Genomic DNA, 14,711 nt, shown 5'->3' on the forward strand with positions numbered 1-14,711 from the left:
GAGGGGCACTGGAGCCTGGGCCCCGATCGCATCGGTGCCTGGCCCTGGGTGAGCGAGCTCTGCTTGGTGTGGGGCGAGCGCCGCCGCCGCGCCGTGATTCGTCATGGCAGCGAACGGCTCGAATCGCTGGTGGTTGTAAGCGAGGCGAGGCCAGGGATGGAGGAACCATTACCTCCCGCGCCGCTGCAGGCCCTAGCTAGCCCGGCCCCCACTTGCCCAGGCTTGATCTGGAGCCTGCCGGCAGCGTTAGGCATAACCCTCCAAACGGCGGATCGCCGGCAGTCTGGGGTGCCAGAACAAGTAGCCCTGTGCTGGCAGCCCGAACCGGGTATCCACCTGGAAATTCGCAGGCGCTACGGCGCCTATGGCGCGCTGGAGCCCTGAGGGGCCACGGCCGCCGGCACATTGGCGCTGCTTGGGTTGTAGGCCTTCTCCACGCTGTTTGCATTGCGAAGCCGTTTCACCAGCGTGGATTCCGCCACCCGGTATTGGCTGTCCTTCTTGGTGCCGAGATCCTCGAGCTTGAGGCGCTGGGCCTCGAGCTCAGTCATTTTTGCCGTCACATCAGGGTCGATGCCGTGCTTGTGGATGTCGCGGCCACTGGGGGTGAGGTATTTGGCGATGGTCACGGTCATCCCGGAGCCATCAGATAGCCCCCGCACCGACTGCACCAAGCCCTTACCGAAGGTTTTCTGGCCCACCAGCACCGCCCGGTTGTTGTCCTGCAGGGCGCCGGAGAGAATTTCACTGGCGCTAGCTGAACCCTCATTGACCAGCACCACCATGGGCTTGGTGGTGAGGGCACGGCCGTTTGCGCGCTTGACATCCTGGATGCCGTCACGGGTTTTGGTGGAAACGATCGTGCCTTCGTTTAGCCACTGGCGGGCAATCTCCACGCTTGCCATCAGCAGGCCGCCTGGGTTGCTGCGCAGATCGAGCACATAACCTTGGGCCCCTTTTTCTTCGAGGTCCCTCACCGCCTGGCGCATGTCCTTGGTGGCGGTGGCATTGAATTGCTTGAGGCGGATATAACCCACCTTGACGCCATCAGCACTGGTGTTGATCTGGTGGTCGACGGCATGGAGCTCGATGCGCTCCCGAGTAAGGGGCAACTCCAGGGTCTGAGCCTTGCGCTTGAGGGTGAGGGTCACCGTGGTGCCGGCCTGACCACGGATCAGCTTGACGGCATCCTCGGTACTCATGCCCTTGGTCGACTTGCCGTCGATCGCCACAATCACATCCTTGGGCTGAACGCCAGCTCGCGAAGCGGGCGAACCTTCAATCGGTGAAACCACCACCAGATTTTTTGTTTCCTTATCCAGGCTCAGCTGGATTCCCACCCCGGAGAGTTCTCCGGAGGTGTCGATCTGCATCTCCTTGAATTCCCTTGGATCGAGAAAACGGGTGTAGGGGTCATCGAGGCTGCCGAGCATGCCCCGGATCGCTTCATAGGCCTCCTTAGAGCTGCCGTAACTCTTGGCGAGCACGTCACGCCGCAGGCTGCGCCATTGCTCTGGCTTGTACTTGCCGTTGATATCCAGATAGTCGCGGAAGACGATCTGCCAGGTCTGGTCGATTACTTCCTTGGGGCTGTCGCTGATACGGGATGAACCCCCGGGAGGGGTCACCACTTCCCTAGCCACCACCGCCGTGGCCGCACAAGCGCCTATGCCAACCAGCACAAGCATGCTGGCGCGGGGGCTGGCCATCTGGAAGAGCCGTCAGGGCCCGGGAAACGTCTTCTCAAGCTAGCGCCGTTATCCAACCCCAACCGGGGCGGGTTACCGGAAGTGAGCAGGCGCTCAGGGATCAACCCAGCGACCGTCCTCCTTGATCAGGGCGATCAGGGCTGCCACTCCCTCGGCCTCCGGCACCCGCCGGATCTCGTCGCGGCCCCGATACAGAGAGATGGTGCCGGGGGTTTTACCCACATACCCGTAGTCGGCGTCGGCCATTTCGCCCGGCCCATTAACGATGCAACCCATCACGGCGATATCGAGGCCAGTGAGATGGGCGGTGGCGTTGCGCACCTGATGCAGCACCTCCTCCAGGTTGAACAGGGTGCGGCCGCAACTGGGGCAGGCCACGTATTCCACCATCGTCTTGCGCAGCCCCAAGGCTTGCAGGATCGAGTAGCAAACAGGAATTTCCTTCTCGGGGGCCTCAGTGAGTGACACCCGGATCGTGTCGCCTAGCCCCTCAGCCAGCAAGGGCGCAATGCCGGCGGTACTTTTAATTCGCCCGTAGTCGCCATCGCCTGCCTCGGTGACTCCCAAATGCAGGGGGTAAGGGAAGCCCTCCGCATCCATGCGGTCGGCCATCATTCGGTAGGCGGCCATCATCACCGGCGCCCGCGAGGCCTTCATTGACACCACGATGTTGTGGAAGTCGAGCCGGTCGCAGATGCGGATGAATTCCATGGCGCTCTCCACCATGCCCAGGGGCGTGTCGCCATAGCTGAACAACATCCGCTCAGCCAGGGAGCCATGGTTGACACCGATGCGCAGGGCCTTGTCCTCCTGCTTGAGCAATTGAACCAACGGTTCAAATGTTTCGGCGATGCGCTCACCGATGGCAGATACCTCCTCGGGGCAGAATTCGGTGCGATTTGGGTCGGGCTTGTCAAACACGAACAGACCCGGGTTGATCCGCACCTTGTCGACGTGCTGGGCAACCTCCAGGGCAATCTTCATGCCGTTGTGGTGCACGTCGGCCACCAGTGGCACCGGCTGATAGGTGTCTTCCAATCGCTGGCGAATTTCTTTTACCGCCTTGGCGTGGGCCAGGGAAGGCACCGTAAGCCGCACGATTTCGCAACCGACTTCATGAAGCCGCCGGATACCGGCCGTAGCCCCTTCGATATCAAGGGTGTCCTCGTTGATCATCGACTGCACCGCCACCGGATGGTCGCTACCGATCCAAATGTCTCCCACCCGCACGCTGCGGGTCTGGCGCCGGTGAATCAAGGTGTCGTAGCGAGCTGGGGTGCCGGTCATGGCTGGGTGAAGCGGGGGGCCGGGAAGGGCAAAGCCTGTCACAAAAGCCGCTCAAGCGACGAGGGTGTCAAACGGATTGAGCAGTTCAGCAAGGCGGGCGGGATTGGCCAGAAAAGAATCGGCGTACTTCCTGGAAGTCGGCTGCCGTGAGCGCGCGGGGCGAGCCCTCGGCCTGCGAGTTAAAGCGCAGCAGATAGGAGGGATGCAGGACCGGCATCAGGCGCCGGCCCCGCAAAATTTCAATCTCGCTGGCTTGCCACTGGCCCCGCAGGCTGGTGATGCCGCCCTTAATTCCAAGCACCCCCTCCAGCGCCGTGGCCCCCACCAGCAGGATCACGGCCGGATTCACTAAAGCGATCTGATGATCAAGCCAAGGGCGGCAGGCCGCCAGCTCCATGGGCTTGGGCTTGCGGTTGCCGGGGGGGCGGCACTTGACCACATTGGCCACGTAGGCATCTCGGTTGCTGTCGATGCCAGCGGCAGCCAGCAGCTGATCGAGCAGCTGGCCGGAGCGACCCACAAAAGGCAAGCCAGCGCTGTCTTCCTGAGCGCCGGGTCCCTCGCCGATCAACATCAGCCGGGCGGCGGGGTTGCCCCGACTCACCACCACCTGCTGCCTGTCCGCGGCCAGATCACAGCGGCGACAGGCTGCGCAATCGAGCAGCAACTGCCCCAGGAAATCGGGCGCTGCAGGGGTAGAAGTCGTCACGGCAAAACCATCAACGTGTAACTAGCTGGCCATTTCGTGCCCCTTTGAACCGTACGCGGCAAATCCGTAAGGCAGGATGCCAGTCAGTGCTGAAGCCGCGCGTCCTGATGCCGGACACAGGGATGACCGCCGCGCCCACCACCACTCCGGCCCTCTCTGCCCGGGCCCGGGCCCTCCAGCCCTCCCTCACCCTGGCCATTGCCGCCCGAGCCAAGGCCCTCAAGGCCGATGGTCAAGACATCTGCAGCCTCAGCGCCGGCGAGCCTGATTTCGACACCCCGGCCTTCATCCGCCAGGCCGCCACGGCTGCTCTGGAGGCAGGCCACACCCGCTACGGCCCAGCTGCCGGAGAGCCTGCCCTGCGCGATGCGATAGCCGCCAAGCTCAGCACTGAAAACGGCATACCGACCAGCGCCCAACAGGTACTGGTCACCAACGGCGGCAAGCAGGCGCTCTACAACCTGTTCCAGGTGCTGCTCGAGCCCGGCGACGAGCTGCTGCTACCTGCGCCTTACTGGCTCAGCTATCCAGAAATAGCCAAGCTGGCCGGCGCCACGGTGACCATGCTGCCCAGCTCAGCGGCCCAGGGCTTCCGCCTCGATCCGGCCCAACTGGAGGCAGCCATCACTCCAGCCAGCAAGTTGCTTGTGCTCAACAGCCCCGGCAATCCCACCGGCATGGTGCTGAGCCGGCCTGAGCTGGAGGCGATCGCCACCGTGCTGCGCCGCCATCCCCAGGTGGCCGTGGTGTGCGATGAGATCTATGAATTCCTGCTAGCCCCAGGCCACACCCACCACAGCTTTGCCGCCGTGGCACCAGACCTGGCCAATCGCGTCTTCACGGTGAATGGTTTCGCCAAGGGCTGGGCCATGACCGGTTGGCGCATTGGCTGGCTGGCCGGCCCCCAGCCGGTGGTGGCCGCCGCCAGCGCCCTGCAGAGCCAGAGCACCAGCAACGTCTGCAGCTTTGCCCAGTTCGGTGCCCTGGCTGCAATCGAAGCACCTCGCGACTGCGTGGGCGACATGGCGGCCAAGTTCAACGAGCGCCGCAGCCTGCTCAGCGCGGGCCTGATGGCTATCGCAGGATTGAAACTGCTTCCGCCTGAGGGGGCGTTCTATGCCTTCCCCGATGTAAGCGGCTTCGGCCTCGATTCCATGACCCTGTGCAACCGGCTGCTCGATGAGGTGGGCCTAGCGGTGGTACCTGGAGTTGCCTTCGGCGACGACCGCTGCATTCGGCTTTCCTGCGCTGCCGGGCCTGCCACGATTGAGGATGGCCTGGCGCGTCTGCGGCGCTTTCTGGCTGCCCTCTGATTCCCCTTTCCAAATAAATGTCCACCCGAGAACGTTTGACCGCCGCATTTACAGGGCTTTGCCTAGCCCTGCTACCGGCGGTCCTTCCCCCCGTGCCCGCCTCCCTGCTGCCGGCGGCCGAAGCCCAGCAGGTGCTCCGCATCGGTGCCATCCCCGACCAGAACCCTGAGAAGCTGAATCGCCTTTACGGCCTGGTGGCCGATGAGCTAAGCCAGCAACTAGGGGTAAAGGTCAGCTATGTGCCCGTCACGGATTACGCAGCTGCTGTTAGCGCCTTCCGCACCGGCAGTCTTGATCTGGTCTGGTTTGGCGGTCTCACCGGTGTGCAGGCCAGCCTGCAGAAACCCGGTGCCCAGATGCTTGCCCAGCGAGACATCGACGCGCAGTTTTACACCGTGTTTATCGCCAATGCCCGCAGCGGCATCAAGCCGATCCAGAACCAGAAGGGGCTAGTGGCCCTCAAAGGCAAGCGCTTCACCTTTGGCTCGGAAAGCTCCACCTCCGGCCGGCTGATGCCCCAGTACTTCCTCGCACAGGCCGGCGTCAAGTTGGCTGATTTCGCCGGCGGAGCCCCCGGCTTCAGTGGCAGCCACGACGCCACCATCGCCCTAGTACAGAGCGGCACCTACGACGCCGGCGCCGTCAATGAGCAGGTGTGGAAGAGCAACCTGCGCAGCAGCAAGGCCAACCGCAGCAAGGTGGTGCAGATCTGGCGCACCCCCAGCTACCCCGACTACCTATGGCTGGGCCAGCCCAACCTCGACCAGCGCTTCGGCAAGGGCTTCAGCGCCAAGCTGCGCCAGTCGATCATCAGCTGGCGACCCACTGACCCAGAGCAAAAGCAGATCTTGAGCCTGTTTGGTGCCCAGCAATTCACCACGGTGAAGCCGGACGAATACAAGCAGATCGAGCAGGTGGGGCGGCAAATCGGCAAGATCCGCTGACACAGGCCGGCGTTTGGGTCCAGCAGCATTCAGAATCAGCTCTCTCCAGCGCCTCAGATCCGTGGTCTGGTTGATTGATTTGGTGTTGCTGCTGGCAGGCTTTGTGCTTTGGAGCCGCGCCAATAATGAAGGCGATGAGGCTTGGTCCCTGTTTCTGCGCAGCATCGCCTTTCTTGATCTGGCCTTCATCACCTTCGGCAACGGCCAACTGCTGATTGAGATTCCCGCCCTCGCCCTAGCCCTGGCCCTGCCCTCAGCGGCCAGCCTGGACCGGCGGCGCCCCTGAAACGTCCATGAATCCCCGCGGCCCTGATCTGATTGAGGTGTCCTTAGTGGCTCTGATCCTGGCGCTGATCGTTTACCGCCTCACCCTGGTCTGAAGGGGGGCATGTCTGCACTGCTCAAACTTCAAGACATCACCGTCAAGGGCCGCAGCCAGCCTCGCCTTGATCGGGTGTCGCTTCAGGTTGATGCCGGTGAACGGATCGCCCTGCTGGGTCCCAGCGGAGCTGGCAAAAGCACCTTGCTGGCCGTGGCCAATGGCTTGCTGACCCCGCAGCAGGGCAGGGTGTTTTGGCAGGGAGAGGCCCGGGCCCGCAGCGGACGGGCCCGACGACGGCAGCAAGCCCGGATCGGCACCCTTTGGCAAGACCTGCGCCTGATCGAGGAGCTCACCGTGCAGCAAAACCTCAACGCCGCCCGGCTAGCGGTCTGGGGCTGGCCGCGGGCCCTGCTCAACCTGCTGATGCCCCTAGAGACCAAGGCCTGCACAACGATGTTGCAGCGACTTGATCTCGATCCAGCCCTGCTCAACCAGCCCGTCTCCGCCCTCTCCGGCGGCCAGCGCCAGCGGGTGGCCCTAGCTCGACTACTGCGACAGGAACCAGAACTGCTTCTAGCCGATGAACCTTTAGCCAGCCTTGATCCCCGCCTGGCCAGTGAACTGTTAATCCTGCTGCTGGAGCTCGCCAACCCGCCTCGGGCCTTGCTGCTGAGCCTGCACCGTCCCGATTTGCTGGCTGGTTTCGATCGAGTGCTGGGGCTGCGGGCCGGGCGCCTTGTCTTTGACCAACCCATGGCCAGCCTTGAGCCAGGCCAGCTCGAGGAGCTTTACGCCGGGACCCCAGGGGCATGAGACCAGCGGCGCCGTTGTGGGTGTTGCTGCCCGCCCTAATTGTGGTACCGCTGCTGGCGTTGCTGCCGGGAATAAGCCATGGCGGTGGCTGGGAGCTGGTGGGCCAATTTGCTGCCGCAGCCCTGCGGCCTTCCCTTGATCCCATAGTGCTGGGATCGGTGCTGGGCGGCCTAGCCGTAACAGCCGGCATGGCCCTATTGGGCTGGGCCGGCAGCCTGGTGCTGGGCTTGGTGCTGGGAATCGCTAGTTCAAGGGTGGTGTGGCGCACCTGCTACGGCAGCGCCGCTCCAGCCAGCTGGATACGCCGGCTACTAGCCATACCGCGCTCGATTCACGAGCTGCTCTGGGGGCTGCTGTTGCTTCAGGTGGTCGGGCTTCAACCAGTGGTGGCGGTAGTGGCAATCGCCATTCCGTTTGGAGCGCTGGTAGCCCGGGTGGTCAGCGACCTGCTGGATGCCCTGCCCACCGCCAGCCTGGAGGCCCTGCGCTGCGGCGGCAGCCCCGCCCCCACCGCCCTATTCACGGCCCTGGGGCCGCCCCTGCTGCCCCAGGTGATCAGCTACAGCGGCTACCGGCTCGAATGCGCCTTGCGCAGCGCCACCCTGCTGGGAGTATTTGGCCTGGGCGGGCTGGGCACCGAGCTGCGCCTCACCCTGCAATCGCTGGCCTTCAACGAGCTTTGGAGCGGCCTGTGGCTACTACTGGCAGTGATGCTTCTGCTGGAGGCATTGATGGGCTGGCTGCGGCGTCGCTGGGCCATGCCGGCACGGCTGGGCCTGAGCCAGCAGGGGGTGGGCAGCCAGGGTCAGGAGATGGTGGCTGTGGCAATGGCCATGCTGCCCGTGCTGGTGCTGGTGGCATGGCGCCTGGAGGTGCAGCCCGCCACCCTGTTGCAGTGGCAAGGCCTGCCACCGCTGGGCGCGTCCGACTGGGGAGCCGTGGCCGCCCTGCCCTGGCCGAGCCTGATAGGCAACACTCTGGTGCTCACCTTCGTAGCCGCGGCCCTAGCTGTAGGGCTGGCGCCGCTGCTACTGCTGCTTGCGACGCCCTGGCCTGCGGCGGGCGCGCTAGTGCGGGGGCTTTGGGCCCTGGGCCGGCTATGGCCGCCACCGCTAACGGCGCTATTGCTTCTGTTTGTGCTCCAGCCCGGGGTGCTTACAGGTGCCCTTGCCCTGGGCTTCCACAACCTGGGCATTCTCGGACGCCTGCTACTAGAAGCCGCCGAAACCAGTGGCGGCAACAAGGAGCAGGCCCTGCTGGCCTCAGGGGTGGGTCCTCGCCTGGCCCTGCTCTACGGCCGCTTCAGCGGCCTGGCGCGTCCCTACTTGGCCTATGGCGCCTACCGGGCTGATGTGATTTTGCGCGAATCGGTGGTAGTGGGGCTAGTTGGGGCCACGGGCCTGGGCAGCCAGCTGCTGGAAGCCCTGAGTTCGTTTGCCGGCGACCAACTGCTGGCCCTTGTGCTGGCCTATGCGCTGCTGACCTTGCTGGGGGAAGATCTCAGCGACCGCGCACGCCAGTGGCTGCTGGAGACCCCCCATGGTGATGGCCATCCCCAGGAAGCTGGTGGCACTTGGCGATAGCGGCGTTTTGGGCTGGGGTGATCCCCTTGAGGGGGGCTGGTGCGAACGGCTACGGCGCCACTGGATGGAACTGCCGGGCGGCCCGGTGCTCTACAACCTCGGCGTGCGTGGCGATGGCCTGGAGCGACTGGCAGCCCGCCTCAGCGCTGAGGTTGGCTGCCGCGGTGAGCTACGACGCCAGCTGCCCCAGGGGATCCTGCTCGGCATAGGCCTCAACGACACCGCCCGGGTGGGACGTCCTGATGGGCGACCCCAACTGGATGCCGAAGGCTTTTTGTTTGGCTTGCAGCAGCTGCTGCACAAGGCCAAGGAGATCGCTGCGGTGCATGTGATCGGCCTCACCCCGGTGGAGGAGAGCGCCATGCCCTATGCCGGGGTGCTCTGGTATTCCCTGGCAGACATTCGTCGCTACGAGGCCCTGCTGGAAGAGGCCTGCCTGGAGGCGAATGTGCCGTTCCTGCCGCTGCTGGAGGGGCTGCTGGCCGATTCCGACTGGCCCCTATGGCTGAGCAACGACGGCCTGCACCTCAACAATGAGGGGCATCGCCGGGTATTTGAGCGGGTGCGCTCCTGGCCGGCCCTTCTGGACTGGGCCGATCTGCAGCTACGCCAAGAGCCCACCTCCTTGGGCTACTAAGCAGCACGGAGCGAAGGTTTCTTATCACCCATTCGGGTGAGAACGCTTCACCACCCTGGGGGAGCCAGCCGCATGGGCACCGCGGCGACGGTAATAACACCGACGCCTCCACCCCATGGCCAGCTCCTGCCCAGCATCTGCCCACTCGAAAACATCTGCCCGCCAGCGCCGCAGCGGCCAAGCCGATCCAGCCCAGGCCGAGCTGGGCCCCTCCCAGCTGCACACCCGCAACCGCAGCTGGCTTGAATCCATGGCCGCCAGCCCCGACGCCGCAACCAAGCTCTGGTGGCGCAACGCCCTGGTGGAGCACAACCTCGCCCTGGTGCGCATGGTGGCCCAGCGCCAGAGCCAGCGAACGGGTCAACCTTTTGATGAGCTGGTGTCTGCGGGCTGCCTGGGGCTGATCCGGGCCGTGGAGGCCTTCGACCTGCGCCAAACCTGCAATCTCAGCAGCTATGCGGTGCCCTACATCCGCGGCGCCATGCTTCACGATGTCCGCGACCACGGCCAGCCGCTGCATACCCCCCGGCGGCTGCGGGAGCTGCAGCAACGGGCCCGGCGGCTACAGGAGCAGCGCCGCGGCCAGGGTCTTGCACCGCTTGCCGCCGCAGATCTGGCCTTAGAGCTCGGTTGCAGCACCGCCCAACTTGAGGAGGCCAGCGCAGTGCAGCGGGCCCTGCAGGTGCGCAGTCTCGATGCCCCGCTCAGCGGCGAAGACGAGCAGGCGGGCACCCTGCTCGACCAGCTGGCAGCTGGGTCAACAGCCGCAACCAGCGCCGGCGACGATCCGAGCAACGATCCGACGGCTGGCGAAAGGGCTTTAGAGGCCCATTGGTTGCAGGCTCAGCTAAGCCAGCTGGGCGGCATCGAGCAGCGGTTGCTGCTGGGTCACTGGATCGAGGGTCTGGGCTGGTGCGAGCTGGCCCTTGAGCACAAGCTCAGCAGCCGCCAAGCCCGGCAGCGTGGCGAGGCCCTGCTGGCCTGGCTTCAGGAGAACGCCATCGCAAGAAGCGCCGCGATCGCGGTCTGAAGCCCGTTCACCAGCTCGTTGCTGAGCCAGCCCCAACGCTGTTGGAAGCTGGCTCCGATCAGGCTTTCGATCAAGGTGGCCCCCAGTCCCACCAGGGTCACAAGCAGCCAGGCGCCGCTGCCAGCCAGCAGCCCCAGGGCCAGCATCAGGGCCGCCATCAGCGCACTGCCCGCCAGGCTGGCGGCGGTGCCCTCCAAGCTGATCGCCCCTTCCGTGCCGGGGGGCACCGGACGCAAGGTGGTGATCAGCAGCGTGTGGCGCCCCCAGCGCTTGCCGATTTCACTGCCGAATGTGTCGGCCAACTTGGCGGCGAAGCTGGCAGCAAAACCAACCAGCAGAAGCGGCGCCGCTGCCGGCGCCAGGGCGGCAGCGCCAGCCAGTAGGGCACCAGTAGCGGCCGAACCCCAAACGTTCTCCGGCCCTCGCAACCCGCCCCGCGCCTCCGCCAATCCCCGCGCCTGCTTGGTGCGAAAGCCCAGGCGCGTCACCAGGGAGCCCAGGGCCAGATAGATCACCACCGCCAGCCAGCCCCGCAGGCCGAGGCAACCCCACAGCAAGCTGCCGAGGATGCCGGCATGCACCCAGCCAGCGCGGGTGAGCAGGGGCAGGCGCTGGGCAAGGAAGATCAGCACCGCATTGAGGGCCAGGGCCAGGAGCCAGTGGCTCCAGGTCTGTGGGGCGACGAGTGCAGGGGAGAGCAGGGCAGGCACTACAAGGGCCTGGGCAGACATCAGCACAGGGCAGCAGCGGCGCCAACAAAGTGTGTTGCACAGCGTGGCAGCAGCGTCACAGGGCAGCGCAGCAACGGATAATCCCCATTACGACGCTGCTGCCGTGATGGTGTTCAACCGCAAGGCCTCCTTCTTCTTAGATCTGGGCAGCGAAGGGGCCACACCAGCGCAGGTGGCGATCGCCGAGGCCAAGCCCGATCCCAGCGAACCGGAAGCCAGCCAAGCGGCAACTTTCCAAATAGGCACTGGCCCTTCCACTGCAGCTGCAGCAGCAGCAACGCCAGCGAGCCCAGCTCCAGCAGGCTCGGCACCCACAACTGCTGAAGCGATCGCTGCCGAATTGCGGGCCGCCCAGGAGGCCCTGCCCCCACCCAGCAACGCCACCTTCGCCCCCGACTGCCTCAACCCCGCCAACGCTCTGCCAAGCCGCCGTCGCCTAGCCGGCGCAAACCTGGCTGGTTATAAGGCGATGGCCTCTGGGATGTTCCGCAACTAACTCAGCTGGGCACGCCAATCTGCTGGGCACGCCAGTGGCTGAGCAGCCCTGCTGCCGACACTGCAGCGGTGCTGCAACGCAAGATCGTGGTGCCCAAACTCACGGCTTGCCATCCGTGGGCCAGCGCCAAGGCTTCCTCCCCTGAAGTCCAGCCCCCCTCCGGGCCAATCGCCACAGTGAGCGGCTCGCCGCTGGCCCCAGGCGGGTCTCCTAAGCGCTCCAGCGCCTGGGCTAGCAGGGCCAGGCCCGGCCGTCTGGCGGTGCACAGCAGCCCCCGGCCTGAACCACCGGGCGGCCGGGCCCCCAGCAGCTCGGCGGCTGGCCGCAGCGACTCCAGCTGGGGTTGCCACAGGCGCTCACACTGCTCCACCGCCTCCCGCAGGATCGCCTCTGCTCGCTCCGGCTTCAGGGAGTCGGCGGCAACGCTGCGCTGGGCCTGTAGAGGGGTGAACCGATCCACACCAAGTTCACAGGCCATGCGCAACAACACGTCGGCATCGCGCTTTGGCAGGGCCACCGCCAGCTGCAGTGGCGGCGCCGGTGGAGGCTCAAACGCCAGGGGGGAGCTGGGGGGCTGCTCCAGCAGAGCCTGATCGGCAGGACCCAACAGGGCAGTCCAGAGACTGCCTGCCCCATCCACCACCGCAAAGCGATCGCCGGGGCGCAAGCGCAGCACCCGGGTGAGGTAGTGGAGCTCCTGGCGATCCAGCTCCAGCTCAGCGCCAGCAGAGGGGCCGGCAGGCAAGCGACCGGGGGTTATTAGCAGACGGCGCAGATCCCGAGTCACGCTGCTTCCTAGTCGCGGGACTGGGGGACTTCGTGATCTTCGCCAGCTTCACCATCCTCTTCGTCGTCGTCGTCTTCTTCTTCGTCGCTGTCATCTTCATCTTTGTCTTCGTCCTCAAGCTCATCGAGGCCAGGGAACAGGGCATCGGGTTGCTCCTCGATCGGCCAGTCCTCGTTGAGGCCACCAATCAGCAACTCCTCAATTTCGAGCACGTCGTTGTTGAGCTGGCCCAGGGCATTGATCAACACGTCGAGGGCGAAGGCATCACTGGTGCCGAGATCCACCCAGCAACGCGCCCACTCCTCCTGATATTCCATAGGGCCCATGTTGTGCATCAGGGCTGGCAGGGCGCCGGCAGCAGCCTCGTGGCTGTAGGCCATCCAGCCCAGCTCCGCGCCCTCCTCGTGGGCCTGGAGGTTTTCGGCGTTGAAGCCCCCCAACTTGCCCAGGTAAAACCAACTATCGAAGGCGGTTTCCAAGTAGCCGCGCTCACCCGAACCCACCGGGTGGGGGAAACGCATCCAGATCCAGCAGTTGAAGGGATTGAATTCGCGGAAACGCACCTCCATGGCGGATTGGCTGCAACAGAGAACTGGCTCAATCAAACACGCCCGCCGGCATGCTGGGGGGATGCTTGAGCTCCGCAACGTCAGCTACCAACCGGCCACGGCGGTGGCACCGGTGCTCTGCGGCGTCAGCCTCACCCTGGCCGTGGGCCGCGCTTCCCTGGTGGCCGGCCGCAGTGGCAGTGGCAAAACCACCCTGCTGGAGGTGATCAGCGGCTTGGCCGAGCCCTCTAGCGGCCAGGTGCTGTGGGAAGGCGAGCGGCTCAATGGTCGCCAGCTTCGCTGGCTATGCGGCCTGGTGTTTCAGTTTCCGGAGCGCCATTTCCTCGGCCTCAGCGTGGGGCAGGAGCTGAAGCTCGGTCACCGCCGGCTCACAGCAGAAGAGGCCCAGGCAGCCCTGCAACTGGTGGGTATGGAAGGGTTGTCATTGCAGCAGGCGCCGGAGCAGCTCAGCGGCGGCCAGCAAAGGCGCCTGGCCCTGGCAGTGCAGCTGCTGCGCAACCCCCGGGTGCTGCTGCTGGATGAACCCACCGCAGGCCTCGACTGGGCCGTTCGTGGCGAAATCCTGGAGCTGTTGGCGGCCCTCTCCCAGGAGCGGGCCGTGCTGGTGGTCACCCACGAGCCGGAGCTATTTCGCGGCGTGATCGATGGTGGCTGGCGGCTGGAGCGGGGCCAGCTGGAACCTTTCGGCGCGCTGCCTACGATGGCCCCAACAATGGCCACACCCCAGGAAAACCAGCCTTGAGCGACCAACTTCTCCGGGCCACGGCCGCCGGCGGCGGCATCCGCATGGTGGCGGTCAGTACCACCCAGGCCAGCCGCACCGCCAGGGAGCGCCACCAGCTCTCTTTTCTCGCCAGTGCCCTGCTGGGCCGGGCCATGACGGCTGGGCTGCTGCTGGCCAGCTCGATGAAGGTGGCCCATGGCCGCGTCAACCTGCGGATTGCCTCCGATGGCCCCTTGAAGGGCCTGATGGTGGATGCGGGCCGCAACGGCACTGTGCGCGGCCATGTGGGCTACCCGGGCTTGGAGCTCGAGCTGCTGAAAGATCCAGAAGGCCTGGCCCACTTTGACTTCAAAACCGCCTGCGGCACCGGCTATCTGCACGTGGTGCGAGATCTGGGTGAAGGCGAGCCCTTCAGCTCAACGGTGGAGCTGGTGAGCGGCGGCATCGGCGAAGACCTGGCTTCCTATCTGCTGCACTCCGAGCAGACCCCTTCAGCGGTATTCGTGGGCGAGCAGCTCGACAAGAGTGGTGTGGTTTGCAGTGGCGGCGTGCTGGTGCAGGTGATGCCAAAGGCCGCCCGCGAACCAGCGCTAGTGGCCCTTCTCGAGGAGCGCTGCCGCGAGGTGAAGCACTTCAGCCAACGACTAGCCGAGTGCGAAGGCCAGCTACACAACCTGCTCGAAGATATTTTCCCAGACCTCGATCCCCAGCCCCTGGAAGATGCTGAGGCCTGTACGCCGGTGCGGTTCCACTGCCCCTGCAGCCGGGAGCGCAGCGTCAGCGCCCTGAAACTGCTTGGCCACGCCGAACTCAACTCAATTTTAGTGGAAGACGGCCATGCCGAACTTACCTGCCACTTCTGTAATGAGATCTACACAGTTGGGGCATCAGAGCTGAGCGAACTAATCGCAGAGTTCGCTCCTGGCATGTAGACAGCAATGCCTGGGCTGTTCCAATAATCAAACAATTAGCTGGTTAAGTCATTAACCAAATCAACCAATCAGCAGGGCACCAAGCAACAACAGCAGCAGAGCCGGCAGGCTTTGCACTTGGGTCA

Annotated in this window: 15 protein-coding genes and 2 pseudogenes; 11 read left to right on the plus strand and 6 right to left on the minus strand. The window is 65.0% G+C overall.

Annotation, left to right across the window (positions count from 1 at the left end; translation table 11 throughout):
• A pseudogene (locus KBY74_RS10325) lies at positions 1-384 on the plus strand (hypothetical protein); the annotation flags it as partial.
• Here the strand turns inward: KBY74_RS10325 and KBY74_RS10330 are convergent.
• From KBY74_RS10330 to KBY74_RS10340, 3 genes are all read right to left on the minus strand, one after another.
• Complete coding sequence (locus KBY74_RS10330) at positions 363-1,709, minus strand: S41 family peptidase (protein WP_254942624.1); 1,347 nt, start codon at positions 1,707-1,709, stop codon at positions 363-365. The pseudogene KBY74_RS10325 and the gene KBY74_RS10330 sit on opposite strands and share 22 nt — an antisense overlap.
• Positions 1,710-1,802: 93 nt before the next feature.
• Positions 1,803-2,996, minus strand: coding sequence for a (E)-4-hydroxy-3-methylbut-2-enyl-diphosphate synthase (gene ispG / locus KBY74_RS10335; protein WP_254942625.1), 1,194 nt, complete (start codon positions 2,994-2,996; stop codon positions 1,803-1,805).
• An 85-nt stretch (positions 2,997-3,081) separates the two neighbouring features.
• Positions 3,082-3,705: a uracil-DNA glycosylase family protein gene (locus KBY74_RS10340; RefSeq protein ID WP_254942626.1), complete on the minus strand. Its 624-nt coding sequence runs from the start codon at positions 3,703-3,705 to the stop codon at positions 3,082-3,084.
• A gap of 107 nt (positions 3,706-3,812) precedes the next feature.
• On the opposite strand from KBY74_RS10340, the gene KBY74_RS10345 reads away from it, so the two are divergent.
• From KBY74_RS10345 to KBY74_RS10375, 7 genes are all read left to right on the plus strand, one after another.
• Positions 3,813-5,018, plus strand: coding sequence for a pyridoxal phosphate-dependent aminotransferase (locus KBY74_RS10345; protein ID WP_254942627.1), 1,206 nt, complete (start codon positions 3,813-3,815; stop codon positions 5,016-5,018).
• Between the two features lie 17 nt (positions 5,019-5,035).
• The gene (locus tag KBY74_RS10350) at positions 5,036-5,962 is read left to right on the plus strand and encodes a putative selenate ABC transporter substrate-binding protein (RefSeq protein ID WP_254942628.1); all 927 of its coding nucleotides are present in this window, start codon (positions 5,036-5,038) and stop codon (positions 5,960-5,962) included.
• Positions 5,963-6,023: 61 nt separating this feature from the next.
• Positions 6,024-6,248: a hypothetical protein gene (locus tag KBY74_RS10355; protein WP_254942629.1), complete on the plus strand. Its 225-nt coding sequence runs from the start codon at positions 6,024-6,026 to the stop codon at positions 6,246-6,248.
• 102 nt (positions 6,249-6,350) lie between these two features.
• Positions 6,351-7,097: an ATP-binding cassette domain-containing protein gene (locus KBY74_RS10360; RefSeq protein WP_254942630.1), complete on the plus strand. Its 747-nt coding sequence runs from the start codon at positions 6,351-6,353 to the stop codon at positions 7,095-7,097.
• Positions 7,094-8,680 (plus strand): ABC transporter permease, encoded by a 1,587-nt coding sequence (locus KBY74_RS10365; protein WP_254942631.1) that lies wholly within the window; start codon positions 7,094-7,096, stop codon positions 8,678-8,680. The genes KBY74_RS10360 and KBY74_RS10365 overlap by 4 nt, the downstream gene beginning before the upstream one ends.
• On the plus strand, positions 8,637-9,317 hold the full coding sequence (locus KBY74_RS10370; protein WP_254942632.1) for a GDSL-type esterase/lipase family protein: 681 nt from the start codon (positions 8,637-8,639) through the stop codon (positions 9,315-9,317). Before KBY74_RS10365 ends, KBY74_RS10370 begins: the two co-directional genes overlap by 44 nt.
• A gap of 115 nt (positions 9,318-9,432) precedes the next feature.
• Positions 9,433-10,347: a sigma-70 family RNA polymerase sigma factor gene (locus tag KBY74_RS10375; RefSeq protein ID WP_254942633.1), complete on the plus strand. Its 915-nt coding sequence runs from the start codon at positions 9,433-9,435 to the stop codon at positions 10,345-10,347.
• On the opposite strand, the gene KBY74_RS10380 is transcribed toward KBY74_RS10375, so the two are convergent.
• Complete coding sequence (locus KBY74_RS10380) at positions 10,305-11,078, minus strand: DUF92 domain-containing protein (protein ID WP_254942634.1); 774 nt, start codon at positions 11,076-11,078, stop codon at positions 10,305-10,307. The genes KBY74_RS10375 and KBY74_RS10380 overlap by 43 nt on opposite strands.
• Positions 11,079-11,121: 43 nt before the next feature.
• Between KBY74_RS10380 and KBY74_RS10385 the strand changes: the two genes are divergently transcribed.
• On the plus strand, positions 11,122-11,574 hold the full coding sequence (locus KBY74_RS10385) for a hypothetical protein (protein WP_254942635.1): 453 nt from the start codon (positions 11,122-11,124) through the stop codon (positions 11,572-11,574).
• 1 nt (position 11,575) lies between these two features.
• On the opposite strand, the gene KBY74_RS10390 is transcribed toward KBY74_RS10385, so the two are convergent.
• Positions 11,576-12,361 carry a 16S rRNA (uracil(1498)-N(3))-methyltransferase gene (locus KBY74_RS10390; protein ID WP_254942636.1) on the minus strand — a complete coding sequence of 262 codons (786 nt, stop codon included), beginning with the start codon at positions 12,359-12,361 and terminating at the stop codon, positions 11,576-11,578.
• Positions 12,362-12,492: 131 nt separating this feature from the next.
• Positions 12,493-12,930, minus strand: a pseudogene (locus tag KBY74_RS10395) (DUF3531 family protein); the annotation flags it as partial.
• 61 nt (positions 12,931-12,991) lie between these two features.
• Here KBY74_RS10395 and KBY74_RS10400 point away from each other — a divergent pair.
• Both KBY74_RS10400 and hslO read left to right on the plus strand, forming a co-directional pair.
• Positions 12,992-13,672, plus strand: coding sequence for an ABC transporter ATP-binding protein (locus KBY74_RS10400; protein WP_254942637.1), 681 nt, complete (start codon positions 12,992-12,994; stop codon positions 13,670-13,672).
• Complete coding sequence (hslO, locus tag KBY74_RS10405) at positions 13,669-14,586, plus strand: Hsp33 family molecular chaperone HslO (protein ID WP_254942638.1); 918 nt, start codon at positions 13,669-13,671, stop codon at positions 14,584-14,586. The genes KBY74_RS10400 and hslO overlap by 4 nt, the downstream gene beginning before the upstream one ends.
• Positions 14,587-14,711 lie beyond the last annotated feature (125 nt).

Origin of the sequence: Cyanobium sp. A1C-AMD, assembly GCF_024346495.1 — a bacterium.
Taxonomy (GTDB): domain Bacteria; phylum Cyanobacteriota; class Cyanobacteriia; order PCC-6307; family Cyanobiaceae; genus Cyanobium_A; species Cyanobium_A usitatum.